Source organism: Clostridium akagii DSM 12554, assembly GCF_000686725.1.
Taxonomy (GTDB): Bacteria; Bacillota; Clostridia; order Clostridiales; family Clostridiaceae; genus Clostridium_I; species Clostridium_I akagii.
The window spans coordinates 148,622-171,215 of the sequence record NZ_JMLK01000011.1; the positions used below are offsets into that span (position 1 = coordinate 148,622).

Below are 22,594 nucleotides of genomic sequence, written 5' to 3' on the forward strand. Positions count from 1 at the left end.
CATAATTTTTCAGATAAAACCATTTTCCACTAAAGTTGTTTTCAATTTATTTAAAGCATCGTTACAAATTAACCCATCATCAATCATTCCATCAAGGATAGCAAGAGCTCTATGACTATTTAGTCCACTTCTATATGGCCTGTCCTCAGTAAGCGCTTGATATATATCGCAGACACACATTATCCTACATTCTTCTGAAAGTTTAGGTGCATCTAGTTTTCGTGGATATCCATTACCATTCAATTTCTCATGGTGATTTGAGGCCCAATCGCTTATTTCTCTTATGTCTTCAATTCTATCCAAAATAACTTTTGTAAAATAAACATGAGATTTAATAATAGAAAACTCATCTTCTGTTAAGCTACCGTTCTTATCAAGGATGGAATTTGGGATTGCAAGTTTTCCAATGTCATGAAGGAGGCCAGCAATCTTCATTTGAAGACATTTTTCGTCTGAGTAACCTACATGTTTTGAAACCATATAGGCTAGATCTGCAATACCTCTAGAGTGCTTAGCTGTAAAAGCACTTTTGTTATCTATTATACTTGCCAAAATGTAAGCTATTTTTTCAAATTGAAATAAATCAAGTGAAATGCCAAGTTTAGGAGATATGTTATCTAAAATAAAATCCATAAATGATATATTTTCAATGTCAAACCAAAATATATCTATTTCAGCTATATATAAAAAACCATCTACCAGTTCTTGTGAAAAAATAGAATTGGAATTTGATTTTACCCATTCAATTATACTATTTTTTTGCACATGCGAAGGACTCTTCTCAGAATATAGTAGTTCAACTAAATCTGAAAGTCTTATAAGTTGGCTAACAAAAGGGATTTCATCGCCTTTTAAACCCATAGCACCACTTCCATCAAAATTCTCATGATGAAATAGAATCAAAGGACTAATATTGCTATAAACAGGGAAATCTTTAATTATTTCAGAACCCTTTTTACAATGTTCTATAACAAAAGTATTTGAAATATGACTTTCCTTTAATGAATTCGCAGCTCCAATATCATGCAATAGCGCTGTTATGTACAATTTCTGCATAGTAATTTCGGATAGATTAAAATGTTCTCCTAGTTTTAATGCAATATATGTAGTACGCTTTGAATGATTTAGATAATTATGTTTTGAAAAATTTACGTTTGATATATCTTCAACAATGGTTGCATTTTTTACTGAACTAATTTGTGCTAGATCTAATGCTACTGCCATAGCTCTAATCGTTTTATCTAAATTTATATTCATCATCTTATCCCACCTAAAATATTATGCAATTACATTTTAACATATTTGGGTATAAAGTAAATTACCAATATAAGAATAAATAAAAAATGTTTATGTATGGTGGAAATTAAAGTATAATATATAAAGAACTTTAAATTCAGAGGTGAAAAAATTGAGAAAATCCTTTTTTATAGTATTAATTATAATAGCTGTACTCATAACGGGGTGTAAAAACAATAGAAATATAGACGTAAATGCACAAGGCAGTAAGGAAACATATTCAGTTGGAGTTGGGCTTGATATTATGGTTACAAATAAATACCTTTATACAATGGTAAAGGATATAGCTGGTAGTAACAATAATGTGGATTTTATGTTTAAAGATGAAAGTGAAGAAAAAGATTTTAAATTCACTAATGATAGTATTGCAAATATTGGTAAACAAGATCTATTCATTTATGCCGGAGCTGGTTTTGAAGATTGGTCAGATGCCTTTTTAAATGCAGTAGATAAGAGTAAAGTTGGAATAACTAATGTTTCAAGAGGGGTTAAAACTACCAATTATGAAAACAAGATAGATAAAGATTACGGAAAGAAAAACCCTTATTATTGGATGGATGCAGATAATTACGGAATCATGCTCTTAAATATTAAAAATGCTATAGAGGAAAAAGATCCAAAAAACAATGTTACATACGAAAATAACTTTAAAAATTCAATTAAGGAAGTTGATGACTACATAACCAAATTGAATAATTTATCAAGCAAAATGAAACAATATACATTAGTAACTGATGTGGACAAATTTAATTATATGACAAGTAGTGTGAGTATAAAAAGTATAAAATTTTATAGAAATGACCAAGCTGCAATTTCTTCAGATGATGAGCAAGAAATTCGCAGTGAGCAGGATGACAATAAAAAATTATGCTTCATTTATGACGATGATAACGACCTAAATCAAAATAGAGATATAATTGATAAATATAATATGAAAACTGTAAAGTTAGTGGTTTATGATGGTAATATAAGTTATATTAATATGCTTAAACAAAATATTGCAAGTCTAACAGCCGCAACGAAATAGTATAAGCCTAAGCAGGGAGGCAAAAAATGTTTTTTATAGGAATTATGGGCATCGCCAATAAAGAAAAGAAACTAAGAGTTATCCCTAATTTGATATGTAAAGCCTGTGGAAAACTTACATCATACAGGCTTGTAAAAACGTATAAATATTTTCAACTGTTTTTCATCCCAATTTTCAAGTGGGATGAAAGGTATATGATGATTTCAGAATGTTGTGGAAGTGTATTCCAGCTTGATAAGGTACAAGGAGAAGATTTAGAACATGGAAAAGATTCTATCTTAAATAATTTAAACATGACCATAGTTGAGGATAATTCATGTAAAACTAATATATTATGCTATAACTGTGGGAAATCAGTAGAAGCAAGATTTGAATTTTGTCCTCATTGTGGTAATAAATTAAGATAATCTAAAACCTAAAATAATAAACTATTGCAATTCTTGATTTTTTAAGTTATAATATTAATGTCTTAGGGGTATGGCTCAACGGTAAAGTAGTGGTCTCCAAAACCATTGATTCTAGGTTCGAATCCTAGTACCCCTGCCATAATACTTGGAAACTATTGAGAAAGCTACATTTAAACTGTATGTTAATACAGCTTAAATGTAGCTTTTTTTATGCCTACCTAAATTAATAAAAACAATTACATTCACCTATGATATCTATTTAGCAGTTTATTAACTAATTCTGAAGTTTAGATAAAAAATCATCCAATGATGTACTGATATCTATATCCATACGATCTGCAAGAACAATTAGCCACCAAATGCATTCGCTAAGTTTATGCTCCAGATCATCTACTGTATCCCCGCCTTGGGGCCACCGATTCTGTTGAGCCATAGTCAATCGACCAACTAGCCCAGCATCTGTCAAAAAAGCAAGGGCATCTTCTTCTACCGTCCACTCTTTACCATGATATTGATTTTCTAATTTATGATAATTTTCTCGTATTTTAATGGAACGTTCTATTATATTACTAAAGTTTATATCTTTCATGTATTCCTCATCTCCATATATAAATTTTATTTTTCTTATTAATCTTGAATTTATTTCCATTTACGATTAAACCAATCATATACTCCTATTTTGTAAATTATTATAATTGCTCCTTTCTTTATAATTAAAGAATATCATTTATAACATGACAACACCATGTCATATTATAAATGATTTTAATGTTTTAATTTTAATTGTGAAATATATTATTCAATTATGCTGTATTATTTAGTGCCGATAGCCTATTAGAACATTTAAATTACGAGCAAGCAAGTTATAATATTCTATAAAATTGATTGATTCCAACTTTTTATAAGTTATTTGGGGCAGTTCATCTAATTGAGTTTTTGATAATATCATTCTTGTCTCACAATCATCAAATTTAGCGAAATCTTCTATGTTTTTAATATAATTCTTATTTGCAGGGCAAATAAGTTGACAGCACATACAACCCCTTATTGAGTTATGACACTTTGAGTTTAGCCATTTTGGAAATTCTTCATTGCTTCCATTATGCAGTGTGATACATTTGTCTGTATGTATTATAAATCTGTCATTAGCTATTGCACCTGTGGGGCAATTTTTTAAGCACAAATCGCAGTTTTCACACATGCCCATAGTAGTATATTTATCCCAAGAATCATTTTCGCAGGGCATATCTGATAGGTATACGCCAATCCAATAGAAGCTGCTTTCACCATTTATATAACAAATATTATTCTTACCATTGATCGGTTATTTAATAGAGAACCCACAGAAAAAATTCTGTGGGCTTTTCAAGTATTTTTTTAACAACAAGTAGAACACTTTATTAATAACATTTACCAATTGCCGTCATGAGGCCTGTTATGATAAAAGTGGTGATGATGATGTATTATATAATGCACATTAGAAGGGTAGGGCCAAGGCTGAGGCCAAATTGGCTGAGGACGAATAGGACGAGGTGGATAAGGTAAAGGGCGAACAGGTCTAGGTGAATAGGGTCCTGGTTGTATTGGTCGATTAGAAGAATAATCATAAGTCATTGGGTCATCATTGTTATCTAGTCTGTACGTATCAAATGGGCATGTCAATGATTCATTATCATCATAAATAGGAGAATCTACAGGATCAATGTTGTTGTCAATGGGACTAATATATTTTTCAGTTGAATCATTTTGTTTTTCAGTACTAATGCGCGAAGTATCAGTTTCATTTCTGTTAACCATAATTCCTCCCGAATTTTAATTATCTACATTTTTATTGTATGATTTACCAAGGATAAAGTTACCCATAATAGTGACAAGTTACAATCACGTTACAGCATAAATAATAAGGTGGATAATTAATTTAAATAAAGCTATATTTAAATTATGAACTCTATTATAATTAAGATAAAGCAATGAAATCAATTATTTGGATTTTTATTAAATTATGGGTATGAGAGGTGGAGTGAAATATGGCATTACATCATTACAAGAAAAAGAGGGATGAAGAAGGAATTAAAGATTTGTACACTAATTCAATATCTCAGAGACAGCTTCCTAAAAATCAGCTGCCAGAAAAAATGTCAGATCCTCATGTAATTAAGCAAATGGTGGCGGATGAACTTTTTATGGATGGAAATGCACGTCAAAATTTAGCAACTTTTTGTACTACATACATGGAAGATGAAGTTCGTGAACTTATGGATTTGTCAATTGACAAAAACATGATAGATAAGGATGAGTACCCACAAACTGCTGAAATTGAACAGAGATGTGTTAGTATATTAGCTAATCTATGGCATTCACCAGAAAAAAATGATACCATTGGGTGTTCAACAACTGGATCTAGTGAAGCAGCAATGCTTGGAGGTCTAGCACTTAAATGGCAGTGGAGAAAGCGCCTTGAAGCTGAAGGAAAGCCAACAAATAAGCCTAACTTTGTATGTGGACCAGTACAGATATGTTGGCATAAATTCGCAAGATATTTTGATGTTGAAATTAGAGAAATTCCTATAACAGCTGATGCATTAGGTATGCAGGCCGATCAATTAAAGAATTATTGTGATGAGAATACCATTGGCGTAGTGGTCACTCTAGGTAGTACATTTACTGGCATATATGAGCCAGTTGAGAAGATTGCAAAAGCTTTAGATAGTATTCAAAATGAAACAGGGTGGGATATTCCCATTCATGTAGACGGAGCTAGTGGAGGATTCATAGCCCCATTTATACATAAAGATTTAAAGTGGGATTTTTGTATACCTAGGGTTAAATCAATTAATGCTTCAGGTCATAAATTTGGAATGGCTCCTCTTGGTGTGGGTTGGGTTATTTGGAGAACTGTAGCTGATTTACCAAAGGAGCTGATATTTAATGTTGATTATTTGGGAGGAGAATTACCAACCTTTGCTTTAAATTTCTCAAGACCAGCAGGTCAAATTATCGCTCAATATTATAATTTCTTGCGACTAGGTCGTGAAGGTTATACTGCAATTCAAAAAGATTGTGCTAGTACTGCTCAGTATTTAGGAGAACAACTGAAAACCATAGATTTACTAGAAATATTATATGATGGTCATGGTGGTATACCAACAGTTTGTTATTCACTAAAGGATGAAAAAAAAGCGGGTTTTTCACTTTATGATCTTTCGGATAGGTTAAGAATGCATGGTTGGCAAATAGCATCTTATCCACTTCCAAGTAATCGAGAGAATACCACAGTACAACGTATTTTAATTCGTCATGGCGTTAGTCGCGATATGATATATTTACTACTTCGTGATTTACGTAAGGAATTAGAGTATTTAAAATGTAATCCAGGATTAAACAATTCGGAAAAAATTAGTTTTCACCACTAGGGTAAAAATATATGAATTAAAAAAATAGCGAAAATAATAAGTATTTACAAATAGTATTTAATAAGGACATAGAATTGTCATATATATAGTTTAATATGTAACTATAGTAATTAAAGATTACCCCTTTAAATATAGTATTTAGCACTTAGGTCCCCCCTAAGTGCTATTTTTTAGATTGAAAATTGAAATTTTCGTTAACACTAAAATAAAAGTAGTAAGATATGAAAAAATCTTACTACTTTTATTTTGTTTAGCTAAATATGACCATTAAAATGGAACATATTACATATTTTTTTTCAAAAACTTGATCAAATAACTTAATGTGTAAAAATCACAATCTAGTTCAGCTTCAATTAGATTAAATCCTTTAATTAAAGATTTCTCATCAAAGTTTTCTAATAATATCATTAAGTTTATTATGTTGATGTGACCATCTTTTGTATCAAGAACTCTGGATTTTTTTACATATTTATTCTCCATTACATCTTTAACAGCTGTTTCAAGTTCATCACTAAGTTCTAGTTTTGGCATTTTATCATAAATTTTGATATCGTATTTTTCAGCATCAAAGTTTTTAGCACTGTTCACATCAGTTGATAAAAATATCGTATTTTTGAATTCTGCATCTTTGAAATCTACACCAGCTAAATTAACAGAATCAAAAATAGCATTTTCAAAAATAGCATTTTTGAAATCACTGCCCTTAAGATTTGTTCCAATGAACTCAGCCCATTTGAACGTAGACTGAAAAAAATCACAGGATTTAAAATGTGCACCTCTAAAACTTGTATAATTAAAATTAGAGTTTGAAAAATTACAATTATAGCAATTGCTTCGCTCAAAATTTTTATACATAAAGTTTTTACCTATCTTCTCTATATTGTTGTAAACAAAATTACCCTTAACACTTCGATTAGTAGCCATTTTTAAACCTCCACAGCAAACACACTTATTTGCTTTTTTTATTACTTGAAAAAAACTTCCAACCAATTTTAAGAAGTGGTCAGAAGCTCTCATATTTCATTATAAATATTATACACAATTTCAATAAAAGTCAAGGTTATAGTGGCATTTTATTAACTTGAAACTTGTCAAAAAACTTTGTTTATCAATAAACCTATTAAAAAGGATAAGAAAGATACCCCCAAACTTATAGTCAACATTTCGCCAAATCTTTTTTTGAAATTCAAATCTTTTGCCACTGAAATATAAAAATTAAATAAAAAGATTATTAATATAGCATTTATAATAGTAAATAATAAAGCTATATAAAGGTTAGAGAATAACATGTAGGGCAATAGTAAAATTACCACTGTAAACATATAGGCAAGGCCAGTAATTATAGCAGATACCCTTGCATTTTTTGTTTCACCATCAGCTTTTGAGGAGAGATATTCGGAACCAGCCATAGAAAAAGCTGCTGCAACTCCAGTAATGAAAGCTGTAACTATAACTGTTCTAGAATCATGAATTGCAAAGGTAATACCAGAAAGCATAGCCGTAAGTTCAACTAAGGCATCATTTAACCCAAGAACTATGGAACCAACATAATTAAGTTTTTCCTCATTTATTATTCCAACTAATTCTTTTTCTTGTTGCTGTTCATGTTCTAAAATAATGCCTAAATCTGTTTCCGTTACAATAGACTTTATTAATTCAGTTTCAAGGTTATCCTCACCTTTTTCCATTAGTTTTACTCCAAAGGTAATTCCCAATATTAATGAACATAAATAATAAAATAATTCATAAAGCTTAAATGGTTTTACATCAATATTAGTATAATTTTTCCATATATTATAATCCGCTTTTTCTTGCTCAGAAAGTAGCATTAAGGTTGCTTTATTTTGGGGATTTTTGATTGTTTTACTCAACCTAAAATATACATTTGAATGAGTAAGTTCTATTCTTTGAAGAAATATATGTTTTTTTAGATTCTGATTTTCATGGTAATTCATTAAATTTCCTCCTTAAAGTTTAGAATGGTAGTTTAAATTAAAAATATAGTTAAAAGAGACCAAAAATAAAATAGGACTCATTATTTTATGGAAACTAACAGTACACACCTGCATTTTACCATTAAAAATTTTTATATACAAACATGGTAAAGAGGTTAAAATAAAGAGGAGTTTTAATAAATACCATACTTGACAATGGTGTAATAACAATATAATATATGCATATACATATAAAATGATTGTGAAGAGGAGATTAAAAAAATGAGTCTTATAACTGTAAATGAAGATAAATGTATTAAGTGTGGATTATGTATTAAGGAATGCCCAACATTTGTACTTAAAATGGGACAAAAAGGACCAGAAGCAATTTCAGCAGATTCGTGTATTGCCTGTGGACATTGTACTGCTGTATGCCCAAAAGAGGCTATAGATAATATTAAATCACCTTTGGCTAGTCAAATCAATTCAAAAGATTTTCCTAAATTAGATGCTGCTGAAGCTGAACATTTTTTAAGATCTCGTAGATCCATAAGAACTTATAAAGAGGAATCAGTATCTAAAGAAGAACTCACAAAGTTAGTTAATATTGCGAGACTTGCACCTACTGGTAGCAATGCGCAAGGAGTATCATTTGTAGCAATACTTGACACAAAAGTAGTTAAAGAAGCACTTGAAGAAACTATTAAGTGGATGGAAACTTCTCAGCTTAAAGATAGATTTAAAGGACTTACTAATGCTTACAGAGAATTTGGAGTTGATGGGATTTTCCGTGGGGCACCAAATCTAGTTTTAACAACTGCAGATAAAGACTTCTCAAGAGGAAGAGAAAATTCTATTTTTTCTTTGGCTTATTTAGAGTTATATGCACCTTCTTTAGGACTTGGTTCATGCTGGGCTGGATTATTTGAGGTTTGCGCATTGCTTCCAGATTCACCAATGCTTAAATTGTTCAATATTCCAGAAGGAAAAAGAATAACAGGAGCAGTTATGGTTGGATATCCAAAATACAGTTTTAATAGACTTGTAGATAGAAATCCCTTGGAAGTTACCTTTATTTAATAGAAAACTCTTTAGTAATTATCCAGTACTAAAAATAAAGATGCCATGAAAATAATTTTCATGGCATCTTTATAATTTATATGAACTAATTAAGTATTTTTATATCCCCAGAAGAAGCATCAAGTTTAATTTTATTTTTGTCATTTACTACAATGCCTCGAAGTTTGTGTTCATTCTTCCCAGAAACAGTTACGGGAAAGTCACATGATACATCTCCGGAGCTTGCCTCGGCATTTAAATCAAACTGGGCAGATTTAGGTAGCGTAAGTTCAATTTCGCCAGAGGAAGAATGCACATCTATATTATTATGAAAATCCGCATATTTTATTTTGCAATCCCCAGAAGAACTTTCTGATGTTAAATCGCCACTGAACATATTAATATTAATAGATCCAGAAGATGAATCTAATGCAGTGGTTTTTGTAGTTAATTTATCAGCTTTTAAATCTCCTGAACTACTTGAATACTTAAAGGTATCAGCAGTAAGATCATTTATTGTTAAGCTTCCAGAGCTTAGATTACAATCAAGCTTATTAAAATGATAACCATTAACATTTATGTTTATGTCTCCTGAAGAGGATACTAGCTTAATATTTTTATTATAACCAGATGGAATGTACACATCAAGTTTAAAATTCGAGTTAGAAAATCCAAAAAACATGTGAGGCTCAACCTGCTTTATAACTAAAGTGTTACCAGATTTGTAGCATTGAATTTTAGGACTTTTATAGCTACTACCGGAGGTCACGCCTCCATAAAAGTGAGCTTTAACCTGTGATGTGCTTTCTGGAATTATATTTATATCACTAGAAGAAACATCTACATCAATTTCATCTATACCAGTAAGACTTGAAGTTTTAGAATCATTTACAGTGTGGTTAGGTTTTGTTCCTTTTATCAAATTTGTTCCTGTTTGTAGCATTATCAAAGTTCCAAGACCAAGTGTTACAAACATTATTCCTAAAAGATATATTACTACTTTTTTAACGTTGAATTTTTTTAAAGAATTCATAATTTTTATCACCTACCCTTTATAATTGTTAGATTCCAATTTATATATTTAACAGTTCCTTTATAAAAATACTTACATACATAACACATGCCTATTAAAAACAATAAACCAAGGGCAGTTACTCCAATTCCAAGAAGTATTATTCCCAAAATTGAAATTCCATTTGGCACACCAATATACAGTGGAAAAAAAGGTGATAAAATCGTGACTAGTATAGTTCCTATTCCAGCAATAATAACAGCAATAGCTGAAACAAATAACGCTAGTATGCTTGCAGCTATACCAAGGTATGGTCCCAAGATGAATATAAGATTGAAAAATAATAAACCACAAGTGGCAATTATAGGTACAATAATTGGGTTGTCTTCTTCTGTTTTATTTTTTGACCCATCATTATTTTCTTGTTTGTTTGATGTTCTATATTGATTAGCTATGTTATTTGGATCACCTAGTTCTTTTATTAATTCTTCTTCACTTTTTCCGCTTTCTTCACCTATTCTAAAGTGTTCCTCATAGTCATATAATATTTCTTTTTTATCTTCATCTTTGAAATCACTAAGAGACATTTCTAAAATGTGTAAAAATTCCTTTTTATTCATTTGAACCACCCTCCATCACAATACTATTAACTTCTTTAACATAATCAAACCATTCTTTTAAAAGCTGCTCTTTGGTATTTTTACCAAGCTCTGTTAATTTATAATACTTTCTGGGCGGTCCTTCTTGGGATTCCTGAAGGTATGTTGTAAAATAACCTTCTTGATTAAGTCTCCTAAGTATTGGATAAATAGTACCGTCAGAAATTTCAATGTTTTTTGAAATTTCATTTACTAGCTCATAGCCATAACAGTCTTTTTTATCTAACACAGCTAATACACAAAGTTCAAGAATACCTTTTTTTAATTGTGTGTTCATTTAGTCACACTCCTTGTAAGTTACAATTATTTGTTTATATTTACCATGAATATACTATACCATTTAGTACTGTTTATTACAAGATACCAATCAATATATCTTAGCTTTTTATTTTTTCAAGGTACATTAATAATGTAAAGCAATATATAAGTTATGCAAAAATAAAGCCTTCTTTTATAAGGGTTTGTAGTGAAGATATTGACAAAAAAATGTTATTATCGTAAACTCTTAATAGTGTAAGTACACTAAAATGGAATAAGGTGATAAATTGGATAATAAAATCCATAAAAAACAATCCGCCACATGTAATTGTATTAATTTAAGAAGAGCATCTCAAGCTATTACTGAAGTTTATGATGAAATGCTCTCAGAAAGTGGAATTAAGGTAAGCCAATATTTGTTACTTAATAATATAAACAAACTAGGACCTATAAGTGTGAGTAATTTAGCCTTAGAGATTAGGTTAGACAGGACTACTATTGTAAGAAATATTAAACCACTAGAAGAGAAAGGTTTTATTATAGATATGGCAAACAAGGGTACTCGAAGCCGTCAGCTAAAACTTACGGATAAAGGGTTTGAAGTTTTAGAAAAAGCTACACCACTTTGGCTAGCAGCACAAAATTTTATTGAACAATATTTAGGGAAAGAAGAGATGAACACTTTCACAGTATTACTTTCTAAAATTGAGGCATTGGTGCCTTGATTTTTTTATTATATTGCTGATGCACCTTAGAAATTTTGAAAAAATAACAGGTTAGTATGTCAGTTTAAATTGTTTTAGATACCTTATTATTGACAAATTAACATAATAGTAGTATATATAAAATATATATATTAAGTGCACTTTCGAGGAGAAATATATGAAAATAACCCAAGAAGCTGATTATGGATTAAGAGTTGTACTTTGCCTATCAAAATTGGAGTATGGTGATAGGATGGATGCGGGAACTATGTCAGAACATGATGGAATTCCATTAAGATTTTTATTAAAACTTATAAGAAAACTTATGGATTCAGGAATCATCAAATCCTATAGAGGAGTAAATGGAGGTTATGCTCTAAACAAACTTCCAGAAGAAATTACAGTGAAGGATGTTGTTGAAGCTATTGATGGGCCTATTTCTGTTAACCGTTGTTTAATTGATCCACAATTTTGCAATGCAAAACAGAAAGGACCATGTGAAATTCATAGAGCATTAGCAGGAGTACAGCAAAAACTCTTAAATGAGCTAGAAAAAATAAATTTTCAAAATCTTAAATGTGGGAAATATTAGGAAAATAATTCAAGGAATATAATCTTTATAAGTGATAAAAGCGGGACAGTGTCCGGCTTTTTTTAGTGCTGACAATATAAGGCATGATCAAAGAAATAACAAGTCAGCATTCTGGTATATTTTGCTTGTTATTTCTTTTCAGATACCTAAAAAACGGTTTGACTTTTATAAATAGTATGTTAATATTTGGTCATACCATAGTTAAACTGGATTAATTCTAAGAAAAATCTAGATGTAAAATAAAATAACTATGGATGGAGGAAAAATGTGGAATAAAACATTACTAACAGCCATTAGATACTACCTACTTCTAATGATTATTATTGGTATTATAATAAATGGCAAATCAATTACTACGGCTATGATAATCTGTATATTTATATACATAATAAATAATCAGTTAAGATTCTTCTCTTTAGATAAAAACTATGAAAAAATAATATCGTTTATAGTGGAAATAATATATATTTTTATAGCATATAATTGGCTTGGAGGATACATTAGTGCATATCTTATATTGGCAGCTATAGATAGCAATATTTTATTTGAAAATCCATGGAAAAGTGTTTTTAATGTAGCAATAATTTTAGAAGCAATTTATTTTTCTGCAAATAAGAGTTTAGAATTCAAATTTATAAACATAGGAATAGTAATAGTTATTATAGCTATATTATATTTTGTAGTAGATGAAAACCATAGAAAGCTTAGAGCACAGGATTTATACGATAAGCTTAGAATCTCCGAGGAAAAGTTAAAAAAGGCTAATAGAGATTTAGAACTTTATGCTAGTTCCATTGAAGAAATTACCCTGCTCAGGGAAAGAAATAGGATATCAAGAGAAATACATGACAGTGTTGGACATGCACTTTCAACCATAGCAATTCAGCTAGGTGCCATTGAAAGAACTGTTGAAAAAAATAGCCATGTTTCAAAACAATTAACAAAAGATCTTAGAAAATTTGTGCAAGAAAGTCTCAATGAAGTTAGAAAAGCAGTGAGAGAAATTAAACCTAAGGATTTTGAAAAATACCAAGGGATTTTCATGATAGAGGAACTTATAAACAACTTCCAAAAGATGGCAGGTATAGATGTGAGATTATCGTTCACTAAAGAAAAATGGTCCTTAAATTCAGATCAAGCTTTTGTAATATATAGAGTAATTCAAGAATTTTTAGTTAATAGTGTAAGGCATGGAAAAGCTACTTCAGTTCAAATAATGATGATATTTAAAGATGAGAAATTATCAGTTTCCTTGAGGGATAACGGTATTGGAGCAGGTACAATAATTGAAGGAATTGGACTTAAGAGCATGCGGCAGCGGGTTAATGAACTGGGAGGAACTTTTTTATATAGTACTAAACTGCAAGATGGATTTTTAGTAAAAATAGATCTAGATAAAAAGGAAAAGCTTAAAATTTATTCTTGGGGGGATAGCAATGAGGAAAATTAAAGTAATGCTAGCTGATGATGAAAAATTAGTTAGAACTGGTTTAAAGATTATACTTGAAACCTATGATGATATTGAAATAACTGCTACTACCTCAAATGGAGAAGAAGCTTTAATGGCTTGTAGAGAAAATGAGCCTGATATTATTCTTATGGACATACGAATGCCAAAGTGTGATGGAGTATTAGGAACTAAACTTATTAAAAAAGAGTTTCCCAAGGTAATGATTTTAATGTTAACTACATTTAATGACGTGGAATATATTCATAATGCATTAAAATATGGAGCTTCAGGCTATATTTTAAAGGATAGTGATTATGATTTGATATATGAGGGGATAAAAGCTTGTTTAAAAGGAAATATTGTTATTCATCCTGAGGTAGTATCAAAAATTATAAGTGAAAACATAAAATATAATAATAAAAATTCTCTAGGTGAAACTAAAATAAAATTCAATCTAAGTTCTAAGGATATAAGTATTATAAAAGAAATAGCAAGGGGACTGTCTAATAAGGAGATAGGAGAAAATCTTTTTCTAACCGAAGGAACTATTAAAAATAATATAAGTTGTATATTGTCAAAGCTGGATCTTAGGGATAGAACTCAACTTACTATTTTTGCATTTAAAAACAATATAGCTGATGAATAGTGACTTAAGTAATTATTATAGTTACTTATGGGCCTATGAATACCCCCTTAAATTTTCTACAATATAATTAGAAAGTTTAAGGGGGTATTTTTGTTGAGCAAAATAAGTGTAAAAAACGTTACAAAGAGATTCTGTGATAAATTGGTTTTAGATAATGTATCCTTTGAAATAAAAGAAGGAGATATATTTGGTTTAATAGGTCCCAATGGAGCCGGTAAATCAACTTTAATAAATATAATGACTGGACTACTTAAAGAAAATAGTGGAGAAGTCGAAATTGGAGGATATTCTATTTCAAAAGATTCATTGAAGGCCAAAGCATTGCTAGGTCTTATACCTCAAGAACTTGCTCTTATGGAACAATTATCAGCCTATGATAACCTTGAGTATTTTGGAGCCTTCTATGGTCTAGGAGGAAGATTATTAAAGGAAAGAATTAAAGAGGCAATGGAAGTTACAGGTCTAAGTGATAGAAAAAAAGAAAAAGTAAAAAAGTTCTCTGGTGGAATGAAAAGAAGATTAAATTTGGCTGTAGCAATAATGCATAGACCCAAAGTGCTTATAATGGACGAACCCACAGTGGGAGTTGACCCTCAATCAAGAAACTGTATTTTTGAATTTGTAAAAAAAATCAACAAAGAAAACAATACAACTATTATATATACATCGCATTATATGGAGGAAGTTGAGCAGCTTTGTAACAATATATTTATTTTGGATGAAGGAAAAGAGGTTGCATCAGGATCTATTTCTGAAATTAAGTCTATGGCAAGTATTCATGGAACCATTAAACTCACTCTAGAAGATTCTAGTGAAGAAGTTATTCTAAAGGTAAAAGAATTATCAGGAGTTAAAGAATGTCTTATTATAGAAGATAAGATTAATATTTTTTTTGACGATTTAAATTTTGATTTACAAGAGTTACTTACACTGATAGCAAAGGAAAACAAAAAAATAAAGAGTTTTAATGTAGAAGAAGCATCCTTAGAGGAAGTTTTCCTGTCACTTACTGGAAAGAAATTGAGGGATTAGAGATGGCTATGATGAGAGTAAAAGCAACTATAAAGGTTACATTTAAGGCTATAATAGCTCAATGGAAAGTAGTATTACTGATGTATGCAATATTTCCTTTGGTATTATCCATAGGAATGGGGTACTTTCAAAGGGATGTTTTTAAACCTGAAACAACTATAGATAAGATTAATATTAGGATTATAGATGAAGATAATAGTAAAGGTTCACAAAATTTTAGAGAATTATTTAAAACTGGAGGTGTGAAAAAACTATTTAATTTAACTGATAAAGGTGAATATGTTTTAACAATACCTAAGGGGTATGAAAGTAGTATAAATAAGCTTAAACAAAGCACCATAAAGGTAGACGAAAAAAAACGTGTTTCTAGAAATAATGAGATAATAATTAAAAGTATTATAAGTCAGTATGGTAAAAGTCTAACAGAAGCAATAACCATATCTAAAAAAATAGAAGCTTTAAATATACAGGATAAACAAAAAATATTTAATGATGTTAGTAGTAAAATAAATAAAGTTTCTTCTGAAACTGCTTTAAAAACCAATCTAATGAAAGGTGAAAAAACATTGACTTCCTTTGAAAACCAAGGTGCATCAATGATGACTTATATGATTTTTATGATGGTAATGGGGTGTGTAGCAGGATACCATTTGGATAAGGAAAATGGATGCTTTAAAAGGTTAAATTCTACACCAATTACAAGAGTAGCATTTTTTAATTTAGATTTATTATTATTTTTTATTGCAAGTTTAATATACGGAGCAGTATATATTTTGTCTTTTGCAATTGCTGGACTTGCGTTTATTGGGGTAAATCCATTAAATTTACTGGCTATATTAATAGGCCAAAGTTTATTAATAACAACTTTATCAGGGATAATTATTGCTTTTTTAAACAAACAGAATTCTAATATTATAATTATAATATTTATGTATATTGAGATTATATTTGGTGGAGCTTTTATCCCTGTAAAGGAAGTAACAAATAAGGTATTTACAATATTATCGAAGATTTCCCCGGGAAATATAGTTTCAGGAGCATATAAAAATTGTATGCTTTTTAACTCTTTTGACAAGATATTGCAATATTTGTTAATGATGTTTATAGTATCTATTGTTTTTTATATAATAAGCATATTAAAAGTTAAAATTAGATGGGAGGAATAAACATGAAATTTATGAGAATGATTTTTGTTAACTGTAAAAAATATTTAAAGAATTATAAAAATATTGTTATTATGTTTATTGTCCCCATATTAGTTGTAGGCATGGTGCAATTTTTTACCAATAATAGTAGTGAGGGGTTAGACGCAAAAGTGGCTATTGTAAACTTAGACAAGGGGAGTTTAGGAAAAGGACTAATAGAAGAACTAGGTGTTAATAGTGTATTTGATAGTAAAGAAAAAGCTATTAAGGAACTTAAAAATTATAATGTAGTAGCTGTATATGTAATTTCAGATAATTTCACTGAAAAAATTCATAAAGGGGTAAAACCAAAAGTCACAGCGTACAAACTTGAACAAGGAAACAGTACGCAGGTATTTGAAGCACAACTAGAAGAAAAGCTTAACAAATTAGTAAAGGTTCAAATTCTAGAAAGTAGTAATATAATAAAGGATAAAAATGAAATAGATAATAATATTATAAGGGTTCAGTATAATTTAAGCCCTGGAGTATTAGATTCTGATGGATTTATGCCTATAGTTCTCATTATGTTTTTTATAGTCACATTTTCTGCCAATATTAGTATTGATTTATTAACCCTAAGAAAAGAGAAAATATTAGAAAGATTTCTATCTACTAATAATAAGGGATACCAAATTATGGGAAGCATTTATATATCTATGGTTATTGTCCAAGTGTTTATGTTTCTAGCATCTTTTATAGTGATGGATGTATTATTTAAATTAGCTTTTCAAAATTTCGGAATTTTGATTTTAAATATCGGGTTAATGAGTATGGTTTCCGTAAGCTTAGGTGTGATGATTATCAGAATTTTTAAAGAGCCAGGAGTTGCATCAATTGTTATAAATATGATATCAATGGCCATGTTTTTCTTATATATTGTAGCTCTAGTAGGGGAAACATCATCAAAGGTTCCTAGAATAATAATTACCCTAAGCAAGTTTACTCCATTTTATTGGGCATTAGGAAGTATAGATAAATCAGTATTATTTCCAAATGTATTTGTATTATTATTACTAGCTTTAGTTTTTTTCAGTGCAGGCAGTATTAGGTATTCAAACTTTGCTAAAAAGATGTAAGAAAACTTTGAACTCTATTTATAGTATAATAAAAGTATCCAATTATATATGTAAAGTGGGGTTTTCACATGTTCAAGATAATGATAGTAGAAGATGATGTGATGATAAAAAATATATTGCAAGAAAATATACTGCGATGGGGCTTTGAGGCAGTAGCGGTTGAAAACTTTAATCAGGTGCTAGGGGAGTTTTCAAAATGCTCGCCACACCTGGTTCTTATGGATATAAATTTGCCATTCTTTGATGGCTTTTATTGGTGTAATAAAATAAGGGAAATATCAAAGGTTCCAATTATATTTGTTTCGTCAAGAGACAATAATATGGATGTAATAATGGCAATTAATATGGGTGGAGATGATTTTATTCAAAAACCATTTTCCCTAGAGATATTAATGGCCAAAATAAAAGCATTGATAAGAAGAACTTATTCATATGCAGATGCAGAAACTAATGTGCTTGAATATAAAAACATTGTTTTAAACATGAAAGATGACAGCGTGTTTTTTAAAGATAAAAGAATAGAACTTAGCAGAAATGAATTCAGCATTTTGTATTTGCTTATGAAAAATAATGGCAATTTAATAAGTCGAGATAAAATTATGAGAAGTCTTTGGGAAGATGAGAGTTTTGTTGACGACAATACACTTACAGTGAATGTGAATAGGCTACGAAAAAAATTGGAGGATATTGAACTTGCCAGTTTAATTAAAACTAAAAAAGGGCAAGGTTATATAATATTATGAAATTCAGAGGCTTTTTAAGGGACAGATTATTTCTAATTCTATTTTATTTTCTATTGCTGTTATTTATTTCTTCCTTAGTATATTTTAATAATGAAGTAAAAATAAACATTCAGAATATAGTTTATATGAATGTTGTAGGTTTTATTATGTTCGTCATATACCTAATTTTTGAGTATTTAAAAAATAAAAAATATTATGAGGACCTTAAATACGGTATAGAGAGCCAAAATCACAATATTATTAACTCTTTGCCAAGGCCTCTAAATAATGAACAAAGTTTATATGAGGAACTTCTTGTAAAAATCAATACAGAATTCAATTTGGAAATTGATAAATTACACGAAGTGAAAAAAGAAAATATAGACTTTATGAATTCTTGGGTTCATGAGATCAAAACTCCTATTTCTGTATGTAGATTAGTTATAGAAAACAGTACGTATAAGTCCAAAGAGGAAACCTTAAGTAGCCTAGAAAATGAAATAGATTATATTGAAAATTATGTTGAGCAGGCGCTATACTATTCACGGCTAGATAGTTTTTCTAAGGACTATTTGATAAATGAAATCAATATAAATAAACTAATTATTAATCTTGTAAAAAAACATGCCAAAGAATTTATAGGGAAAAAAATAAAGATAGAGATGAAGAATTTGGAATTTACCATAGACTCGGATAAAAAGTGGCTTTTTTTTATTATAGATCAAATTTTATCAAATTCTTTAAAATATACAGAGAATAATGGACTTATAAAAATCAGCGGAATATTGATGAATAGCGAAAAACAGCTTATTATTGAAGATAACGGAATTGGGATAAAGGCTGAGGATATTAATAGGGTTTTTGATAAAGGATTTACTGGATATAATGGTAGGGAGAATTTTAAAGCAACAGGTATGGGACTTTATCTATCCAAAAGCCTAGCTACAAAGCTTGGTCACCAAATAACTATAGAATCTAAGCCTTCTGAATTTACTAGAGTAACAGTTCATTTCCCAAAACTTTTAGATTATTATAGCATTGCAAACTAAAAATATGGTTTGTAGTGTTATTTTTTTAGTTTTGAGGCAAAACTTACAACAATGTAAGTTTGTAGCTAGGTTTGTAATGTTATGAAATGGATTCAGTATTAGATTTGTTATAAAATATGGTTATAGTGAAACAAAAGTTTTAAGGAGGAAATATAAATGGGAAATGTATTAGTTGCAAGAAATTTAAAAAAAATATACGGTTCAAGAGGAAATGTTTATACTGCTTTAAGTGATATAAACCTTGAGATAAAAGAAGGGGAGTTTATTGGAATAATGGGACCTTCAGGGGCAGGGAAAACTACATTGTTAAATATTATATCAACTATAGATAAGCCAACTTCAGGGGTAGTAACTATAGGTAAAGAAGATATTGCAAAAATGAACGAAGACAAGCTTGCTTCTTTTAGAAGAGACAAATTGGGTTTTATATTTCAAGATTTTAATTTACTTGATACATTAACCTTAAAAGAAAATGTTGTGCTTCCACTAGCTCTTGCTAAAGTGAATATAAAAGATATTGAAAAACGAGCCAATACTATAGGAAATACATTAGGGATAACGGATATATTTAATAAATATCCCTATGAAGTTTCAGGAGGACAAAAGCAGAGGGCAGCAGCGGCTAGGGCAATTATTACTAAACCAGAACTTATACTAGCTGATGAACCAACAGGAGCCTTGGATTCTAAATCTTCTGCCGAACTACTCCAGGCATTAAGTGATTTAAATGAAAACGAAAAAGCTACAATTATGATGGTAACTCATGATGCTTTTGCTGCAAGTTATTGCAAACGAATAATATTTATAAAAGATGGTTCATTATTTACAGAGATAGTTAAAGGCACAATTTCACGAAAAGAATTTTTTAAAAAGATATTAGATGTATTGTCTGCCTTAGGTGGTAACTTAGATGAAATAACACAATAAAAAGAAAGGAGGAAATGTACGTATGACTTTACTTAATATTACTTTTAGAAATATAAAAAGAAATTTTCATAACTACTTAATATATTTTGTATCCATGGTATTTTGTATAATGATTTTTTATACATTTACATCCATAGAGTACAATAAACAGGTTGCAGAGTTAACGGCTAACTCTATGAGTGTAAGTACGGCTTTTAATGGTGGATCCATTGTTATAGCAGTATTTGTAGCTATGTTTATATGGTATTCAAATTCTTTTTTTACTAAAAAAAGGAAAAAAGAAGTAGCTTTATACTCAATGCTTGGAGTTAAGAAAAGGCAGATAGGAAGAATGCTTTTTTATGAAAATCTAGTTATGGGAGCAGTTGCACTTGTTGCAGGTATACTAATAGGAACTTTATTTTCAAAGCTGTTTGTAATGATTTTAATTCATATTATGACTTTTGATGTAAATGTTAATTTCTCTATATCTTTAAAAGCTATTATTAGCACAATTATAGTGTTTTTAATTATATTTATTATAGCATCATTACATTCTTATACACTAATTTATAGATTTCAGCTTATAGAACTCTTCAAATCAGCCAAGGTGGGACAAAAACAACCTAAAGCTTCAGCAATATTAGCAGTACTTTCAATAATTTTTATTGGAACGGGTTATTATATGGCATTAACATATAAATTTGAAAGTTTGACTAAATTGCCAGTTATATTAGTCATAACAATAATTGGAAATTATATGTTTTTCTCTTCATTTATAGTATTTTTAGTTAAGTTTTCTAAAAAAAACAAAGTTGAATATTTTAGAGGGCTTAATATGATAGGAACTTCTCAACTTTTATATAGAATAAAAGCTAATGGAAGATCCTTAGCAACTATAGCAATACTTTGTGCAACAACTATCACTGCTATGGGGACGGCAGCATCACTTTATTACGCTCAAATAAACAGTATAAATAAATTCACACCTTTTAGTTATGCCTATAAGAGTGAGGGCAAAAGTACGGATGAACAAGTTAAGCAAATCATAAATAAATATCCTAGTAATAAAATGAAAAGTTTTACTAATAGTGAATTTTTGATTTTAGATAGCAAAGGGCCTGATATATCAAAAGTGAAGGCAAATTCATTAGAAAACTCAAAATCATTTGTTATATCAGAAAGCTCAATGAAAAAATTATCAAAAGCAAGGGGAGTGAATTATAATATATCTTTAAAGTCAGATCAAGTTATGTTTTTTATGGTTACTTTTTCTGACAAACTCATGGAGAGTCCTGTTGGCAAAAATATAGAACTTAAGGTAGCAGGAAAAGTGATGCCATTAAAAATAAAAGCTTTTAAAGATGGTCTTTTAACGAATCAGATCACCGAAAATGATTTATATATGCATGATACTGTAGTTGTAACGGATGAAGTTTACAATAAATTATATGATAAAGATAAGGGGCTAAAATACACATTCATAGATATCGAAAATCAAAGGAAAAGCAAAAAACTTACATCAGAAATAAAAAATATTTTAGGTAATAAAGGAACGTTATTATCATATTATGAGTCTTATAGGGGCACTATGACTAGTTTGGGAATTATAATATTTTTAGCTTCATTTATAGGGTTTGTATTTTTAATATGTACTGGAAGCATAATATTCTTTAAGCAGCTCTCTGAGGCCAGTGATGATAAAGAAAGATATGATATTCTAAAAAAAATTGGCGTAAAAAAATCAGAAATACGAGTTTCTATAGCAAAACAAATGGCATTTATATTCGCACTCCCTTTAGTTGTGGGGATAGCACATAGTCTTATTGCATTAACAATTTTACAAAGTATACTTGGTTCAAGTGTAGTATATCCCGTTTTTATAACTGTAGGAGTGTATACTCTGATTTATATAATATATTATTTATTAACGGTTAATTCTTACTGGAAAATAGTAGATGTAAAATAGTAGAGAATAAAAAAAGAGATTTGTCGAAAAATGATTAAAAATTCATTTGAAGAGGCAAGTCTTTTTTTATTTGTAAATATTACATAGCTAATTACAGTTAAGAATACATATTAATGCACGATAATTAATCATAGAGCAAAGAAAAACAAAAAAGTTTAATGGTAATTATAATAAAATAATAATATATATAATATTT

The 22,594-nt window shown here is 29.5% G+C and carries 24 protein-coding genes and 1 tRNA gene; 16 read left to right on the forward strand and 9 right to left on the reverse strand.

Features of this window, described 5'->3' with window-relative positions; genetic code table 11:
- Positions 1 to 9 precede the first annotated feature (9 nt).
- On the reverse strand, positions 10 to 1,257 hold the full coding sequence (locus tag BR66_RS0106480; protein ID WP_026882182.1) for an HD-GYP domain-containing protein: 1,248 nt from the start codon (positions 1,255 to 1,257) through the stop codon (positions 10 to 12).
- A gap of 142 nt (positions 1,258 to 1,399) precedes the next feature.
- On the opposite strand from BR66_RS0106480, the gene BR66_RS0106485 reads away from it, so the two are divergent.
- From BR66_RS0106485 to BR66_RS0106495, 3 genes are all read left to right on the forward strand, one after another.
- On the forward strand, positions 1,400 to 2,323 hold the full coding sequence (locus BR66_RS0106485; protein ID WP_026882183.1) for a metal ABC transporter substrate-binding protein: 924 nt from the start codon (positions 1,400 to 1,402) through the stop codon (positions 2,321 to 2,323).
- A gap of 26 nt (positions 2,324 to 2,349) precedes the next feature.
- On the forward strand, positions 2,350 to 2,730 hold the full coding sequence (locus BR66_RS0106490; protein ID WP_026882184.1) for a zinc ribbon domain-containing protein: 381 nt from the start codon (positions 2,350 to 2,352) through the stop codon (positions 2,728 to 2,730).
- 64 nt (positions 2,731 to 2,794) lie between these two features.
- Positions 2,795 to 2,869, forward strand: a tRNA-Trp gene (locus BR66_RS0106495).
- Positions 2,870 to 3,004: 135 nt separating this feature from the next.
- Here BR66_RS0106495 and BR66_RS26385 read toward each other — a convergent pair.
- From BR66_RS26385 to BR66_RS23290, 3 genes are all read right to left on the reverse strand, one after another.
- Complete coding sequence (locus BR66_RS26385; RefSeq protein ID WP_242841117.1) at positions 3,005 to 3,379, reverse strand: nucleoside triphosphate pyrophosphohydrolase family protein; 375 nt, start codon at positions 3,377 to 3,379, stop codon at positions 3,005 to 3,007.
- Between the two features lie 168 nt (positions 3,380 to 3,547).
- Positions 3,548 to 3,937, reverse strand: coding sequence for a 4Fe-4S double cluster binding domain-containing protein (locus BR66_RS23285; RefSeq protein ID WP_242841118.1), 390 nt, complete (start codon positions 3,935 to 3,937; stop codon positions 3,548 to 3,550).
- Between the two features lie 203 nt (positions 3,938 to 4,140).
- Positions 4,141 to 4,527: a hypothetical protein gene (locus BR66_RS23290; protein WP_035795617.1), complete on the reverse strand. Its 387-nt coding sequence runs from the start codon at positions 4,525 to 4,527 to the stop codon at positions 4,141 to 4,143.
- A gap of 230 nt (positions 4,528 to 4,757) precedes the next feature.
- Between BR66_RS23290 and gad the strand changes: the two genes are divergently transcribed.
- On the forward strand, positions 4,758 to 6,143 hold the full coding sequence (gad, locus tag BR66_RS0106515) for a glutamate decarboxylase (protein WP_026882186.1): 1,386 nt from the start codon (positions 4,758 to 4,760) through the stop codon (positions 6,141 to 6,143).
- A gap of 282 nt (positions 6,144 to 6,425) precedes the next feature.
- Here gad and BR66_RS0106520 read toward each other — a convergent pair whose 3' ends face one another.
- Positions 6,426 to 7,067 (reverse strand): pentapeptide repeat-containing protein, encoded by a 642-nt coding sequence (locus BR66_RS0106520; protein WP_026882187.1) that lies wholly within the window; start codon positions 7,065 to 7,067, stop codon positions 6,426 to 6,428.
- 167 nt (positions 7,068 to 7,234) lie between these two features.
- Positions 7,235 to 8,098: a VIT1/CCC1 transporter family protein gene (locus tag BR66_RS0106525; RefSeq protein ID WP_026882188.1), complete on the reverse strand. Its 864-nt coding sequence runs from the start codon at positions 8,096 to 8,098 to the stop codon at positions 7,235 to 7,237.
- A 261-nt stretch (positions 8,099 to 8,359) separates the two neighbouring features.
- Here BR66_RS0106525 and BR66_RS0106530 point away from each other — a divergent pair, with 261 nt between their 5' ends.
- Positions 8,360 to 9,157, forward strand: a complete 798-nt coding sequence (locus BR66_RS0106530; RefSeq protein WP_026882189.1) for a nitroreductase family protein — start codon at positions 8,360 to 8,362, stop codon at positions 9,155 to 9,157.
- 85 nt (positions 9,158 to 9,242) lie between these two features.
- Here the strand turns inward: BR66_RS0106530 and BR66_RS0106535 are convergent, their stop codons facing one another.
- The 3 genes from BR66_RS0106535 to BR66_RS0106545 are packed head-to-tail and all read right to left on the reverse strand — an operon-like array spanning position 9,243 to position 11,084.
- Positions 9,243 to 10,169 (reverse strand): DUF4097 family beta strand repeat-containing protein, encoded by a 927-nt coding sequence (locus BR66_RS0106535; RefSeq protein WP_026882190.1) that lies wholly within the window; start codon positions 10,167 to 10,169, stop codon positions 9,243 to 9,245.
- A gap of 8 nt (positions 10,170 to 10,177) precedes the next feature.
- Positions 10,178 to 10,768, reverse strand: a complete 591-nt coding sequence (locus tag BR66_RS0106540) for an HAAS signaling domain-containing protein (protein WP_026882191.1) — start codon at positions 10,766 to 10,768, stop codon at positions 10,178 to 10,180.
- Positions 10,761 to 11,084 carry a PadR family transcriptional regulator gene (locus BR66_RS0106545; protein ID WP_026882192.1) on the reverse strand — a complete coding sequence of 108 codons (324 nt, stop codon included), beginning with the start codon at positions 11,082 to 11,084 and terminating at the stop codon, positions 10,761 to 10,763. The genes BR66_RS0106540 and BR66_RS0106545 overlap by 8 nt, the downstream gene beginning before the upstream one ends.
- Positions 11,085 to 11,352: 268 nt before the next feature.
- On the opposite strand from BR66_RS0106545, the gene BR66_RS0106550 reads away from it, so the two are divergent.
- The 11 genes from BR66_RS0106550 to BR66_RS0106600 all read left to right on the forward strand — a co-directional run bounded on the left by BR66_RS0106550 (position 11,353) and on the right by BR66_RS0106600 (position 22,398).
- Positions 11,353 to 11,790, forward strand: coding sequence for a MarR family winged helix-turn-helix transcriptional regulator (locus BR66_RS0106550; protein ID WP_026882193.1), 438 nt, complete (start codon positions 11,353 to 11,355; stop codon positions 11,788 to 11,790).
- Between the two features lie 157 nt (positions 11,791 to 11,947).
- Positions 11,948 to 12,361, forward strand: a complete 414-nt coding sequence (locus BR66_RS0106555; protein WP_026882194.1) for an RrF2 family transcriptional regulator — start codon at positions 11,948 to 11,950, stop codon at positions 12,359 to 12,361.
- A gap of 265 nt (positions 12,362 to 12,626) precedes the next feature.
- Positions 12,627 to 13,811 (forward strand): sensor histidine kinase, encoded by a 1,185-nt coding sequence (locus tag BR66_RS0106560; RefSeq protein ID WP_026882195.1) that lies wholly within the window; start codon positions 12,627 to 12,629, stop codon positions 13,809 to 13,811.
- Entirely contained in the window at positions 13,798 to 14,457 is a 660-nt protein-coding gene (locus tag BR66_RS0106565) for a response regulator transcription factor (RefSeq protein ID WP_026882196.1), read from the forward strand. The genes BR66_RS0106560 and BR66_RS0106565 overlap by 14 nt, the downstream gene beginning before the upstream one ends.
- Positions 14,458 to 14,550: 93 nt before the next feature.
- Positions 14,551 to 15,489 (forward strand): ABC transporter ATP-binding protein, encoded by a 939-nt coding sequence (locus BR66_RS0106570; protein ID WP_026882197.1) that lies wholly within the window; start codon positions 14,551 to 14,553, stop codon positions 15,487 to 15,489.
- 2 nt (positions 15,490 to 15,491) lie between these two features.
- Positions 15,492 to 16,655 carry an ABC transporter permease gene (locus BR66_RS0106575; protein WP_026882198.1) on the forward strand — a complete coding sequence of 388 codons (1,164 nt, stop codon included), beginning with the start codon at positions 15,492 to 15,494 and terminating at the stop codon, positions 16,653 to 16,655.
- A 2-nt stretch (positions 16,656 to 16,657) separates the two neighbouring features.
- Complete coding sequence (locus BR66_RS0106580; protein ID WP_026882199.1) at positions 16,658 to 17,752, forward strand: ABC transporter permease; 1,095 nt, start codon at positions 16,658 to 16,660, stop codon at positions 17,750 to 17,752.
- Between the two features lie 68 nt (positions 17,753 to 17,820).
- Complete coding sequence (locus BR66_RS0106585) at positions 17,821 to 18,495, forward strand: response regulator transcription factor (protein ID WP_026882200.1); 675 nt, start codon at positions 17,821 to 17,823, stop codon at positions 18,493 to 18,495.
- 146 nt (positions 18,496 to 18,641) lie between these two features.
- Entirely contained in the window at positions 18,642 to 19,523 is an 882-nt protein-coding gene (locus BR66_RS0106590; RefSeq protein ID WP_162174143.1) for a sensor histidine kinase, read from the forward strand.
- A 156-nt stretch (positions 19,524 to 19,679) separates the two neighbouring features.
- Complete coding sequence (locus BR66_RS0106595) at positions 19,680 to 20,450, forward strand: ABC transporter ATP-binding protein (protein ID WP_026882202.1); 771 nt, start codon at positions 19,680 to 19,682, stop codon at positions 20,448 to 20,450.
- Between the two features lie 22 nt (positions 20,451 to 20,472).
- A complete protein-coding gene (locus tag BR66_RS0106600) occupies positions 20,473 to 22,398 on the forward strand; it encodes an FtsX-like permease family protein (protein WP_026882203.1) in 1,926 nt (641 codons plus the stop codon).
- The last annotated feature ends 196 nt before the right edge of the window (positions 22,399 to 22,594 follow it).

Excerpts from the sequence above, each read along its gene's own strand:
- BR66_RS0106480 (WP_026882182.1), bottom strand. The coding sequence starts at position 1,257 with ATGAATATAAATTTAGATAAAACGATTAGAGCTATGGCAGTAGCATTA.
- BR66_RS0106490 (WP_026882184.1), top strand. The coding sequence starts at position 2,350 with ATGTTTTTTATAGGAATTATGGGCATCGCCAATAAAGAAAAGAAACTA.
- BR66_RS26385 (WP_242841117.1), bottom strand. The coding sequence starts at position 3,379 with ATGGAAATAAATTCAAGATTAATAAGAAAAATAAAATTTATATATGGA.
- BR66_RS23285 (WP_242841118.1), bottom strand. The coding sequence starts at position 3,937 with ATGGGCATGTGTGAAAACTGCGATTTGTGCTTAAAAAATTGCCCCACA.
- BR66_RS23290 (WP_035795617.1), bottom strand. The coding sequence starts at position 4,527 with ATGGTTAACAGAAATGAAACTGATACTTCGCGCATTAGTACTGAAAAA.
- gad (WP_026882186.1), top strand. The coding sequence starts at position 4,758 with ATGGCATTACATCATTACAAGAAAAAGAGGGATGAAGAAGGAATTAAA.
- BR66_RS0106520 (WP_026882187.1), bottom strand. The coding sequence starts at position 7,067 with ATGGCTACTAATCGAAGTGTTAAGGGTAATTTTGTTTACAACAATATA.
- BR66_RS0106525 (WP_026882188.1), bottom strand. The coding sequence starts at position 8,098 with ATGAATTACCATGAAAATCAGAATCTAAAAAAACATATATTTCTTCAA.
- BR66_RS0106530 (WP_026882189.1), top strand. The coding sequence starts at position 8,360 with ATGAGTCTTATAACTGTAAATGAAGATAAATGTATTAAGTGTGGATTA.
- BR66_RS0106535 (WP_026882190.1), bottom strand. The coding sequence starts at position 10,169 with ATGAATTCTTTAAAAAAATTCAACGTTAAAAAAGTAGTAATATATCTT.
- BR66_RS0106540 (WP_026882191.1), bottom strand. The coding sequence starts at position 10,768 with ATGAATAAAAAGGAATTTTTACACATTTTAGAAATGTCTCTTAGTGAT.
- BR66_RS0106545 (WP_026882192.1), bottom strand. The coding sequence starts at position 11,084 with ATGAACACACAATTAAAAAAAGGTATTCTTGAACTTTGTGTATTAGCT.
- BR66_RS0106555 (WP_026882194.1), top strand. The coding sequence starts at position 11,948 with ATGAAAATAACCCAAGAAGCTGATTATGGATTAAGAGTTGTACTTTGC.
- BR66_RS0106560 (WP_026882195.1), top strand. The coding sequence starts at position 12,627 with ATGTGGAATAAAACATTACTAACAGCCATTAGATACTACCTACTTCTA.
- BR66_RS0106565 (WP_026882196.1), top strand. The coding sequence starts at position 13,798 with ATGAGGAAAATTAAAGTAATGCTAGCTGATGATGAAAAATTAGTTAGA.
- BR66_RS0106575 (WP_026882198.1), top strand. The coding sequence starts at position 15,492 with ATGGCTATGATGAGAGTAAAAGCAACTATAAAGGTTACATTTAAGGCT.
- BR66_RS0106580 (WP_026882199.1), top strand. The coding sequence starts at position 16,658 with ATGAAATTTATGAGAATGATTTTTGTTAACTGTAAAAAATATTTAAAG.
- BR66_RS0106585 (WP_026882200.1), top strand. The coding sequence starts at position 17,821 with ATGTTCAAGATAATGATAGTAGAAGATGATGTGATGATAAAAAATATA.
- BR66_RS0106590 (WP_162174143.1), top strand. The coding sequence starts at position 18,642 with ATGTTCGTCATATACCTAATTTTTGAGTATTTAAAAAATAAAAAATAT.
- BR66_RS0106595 (WP_026882202.1), top strand. The coding sequence starts at position 19,680 with ATGGGAAATGTATTAGTTGCAAGAAATTTAAAAAAAATATACGGTTCA.
- BR66_RS0106600 (WP_026882203.1), top strand. The coding sequence starts at position 20,473 with ATGACTTTACTTAATATTACTTTTAGAAATATAAAAAGAAATTTTCAT.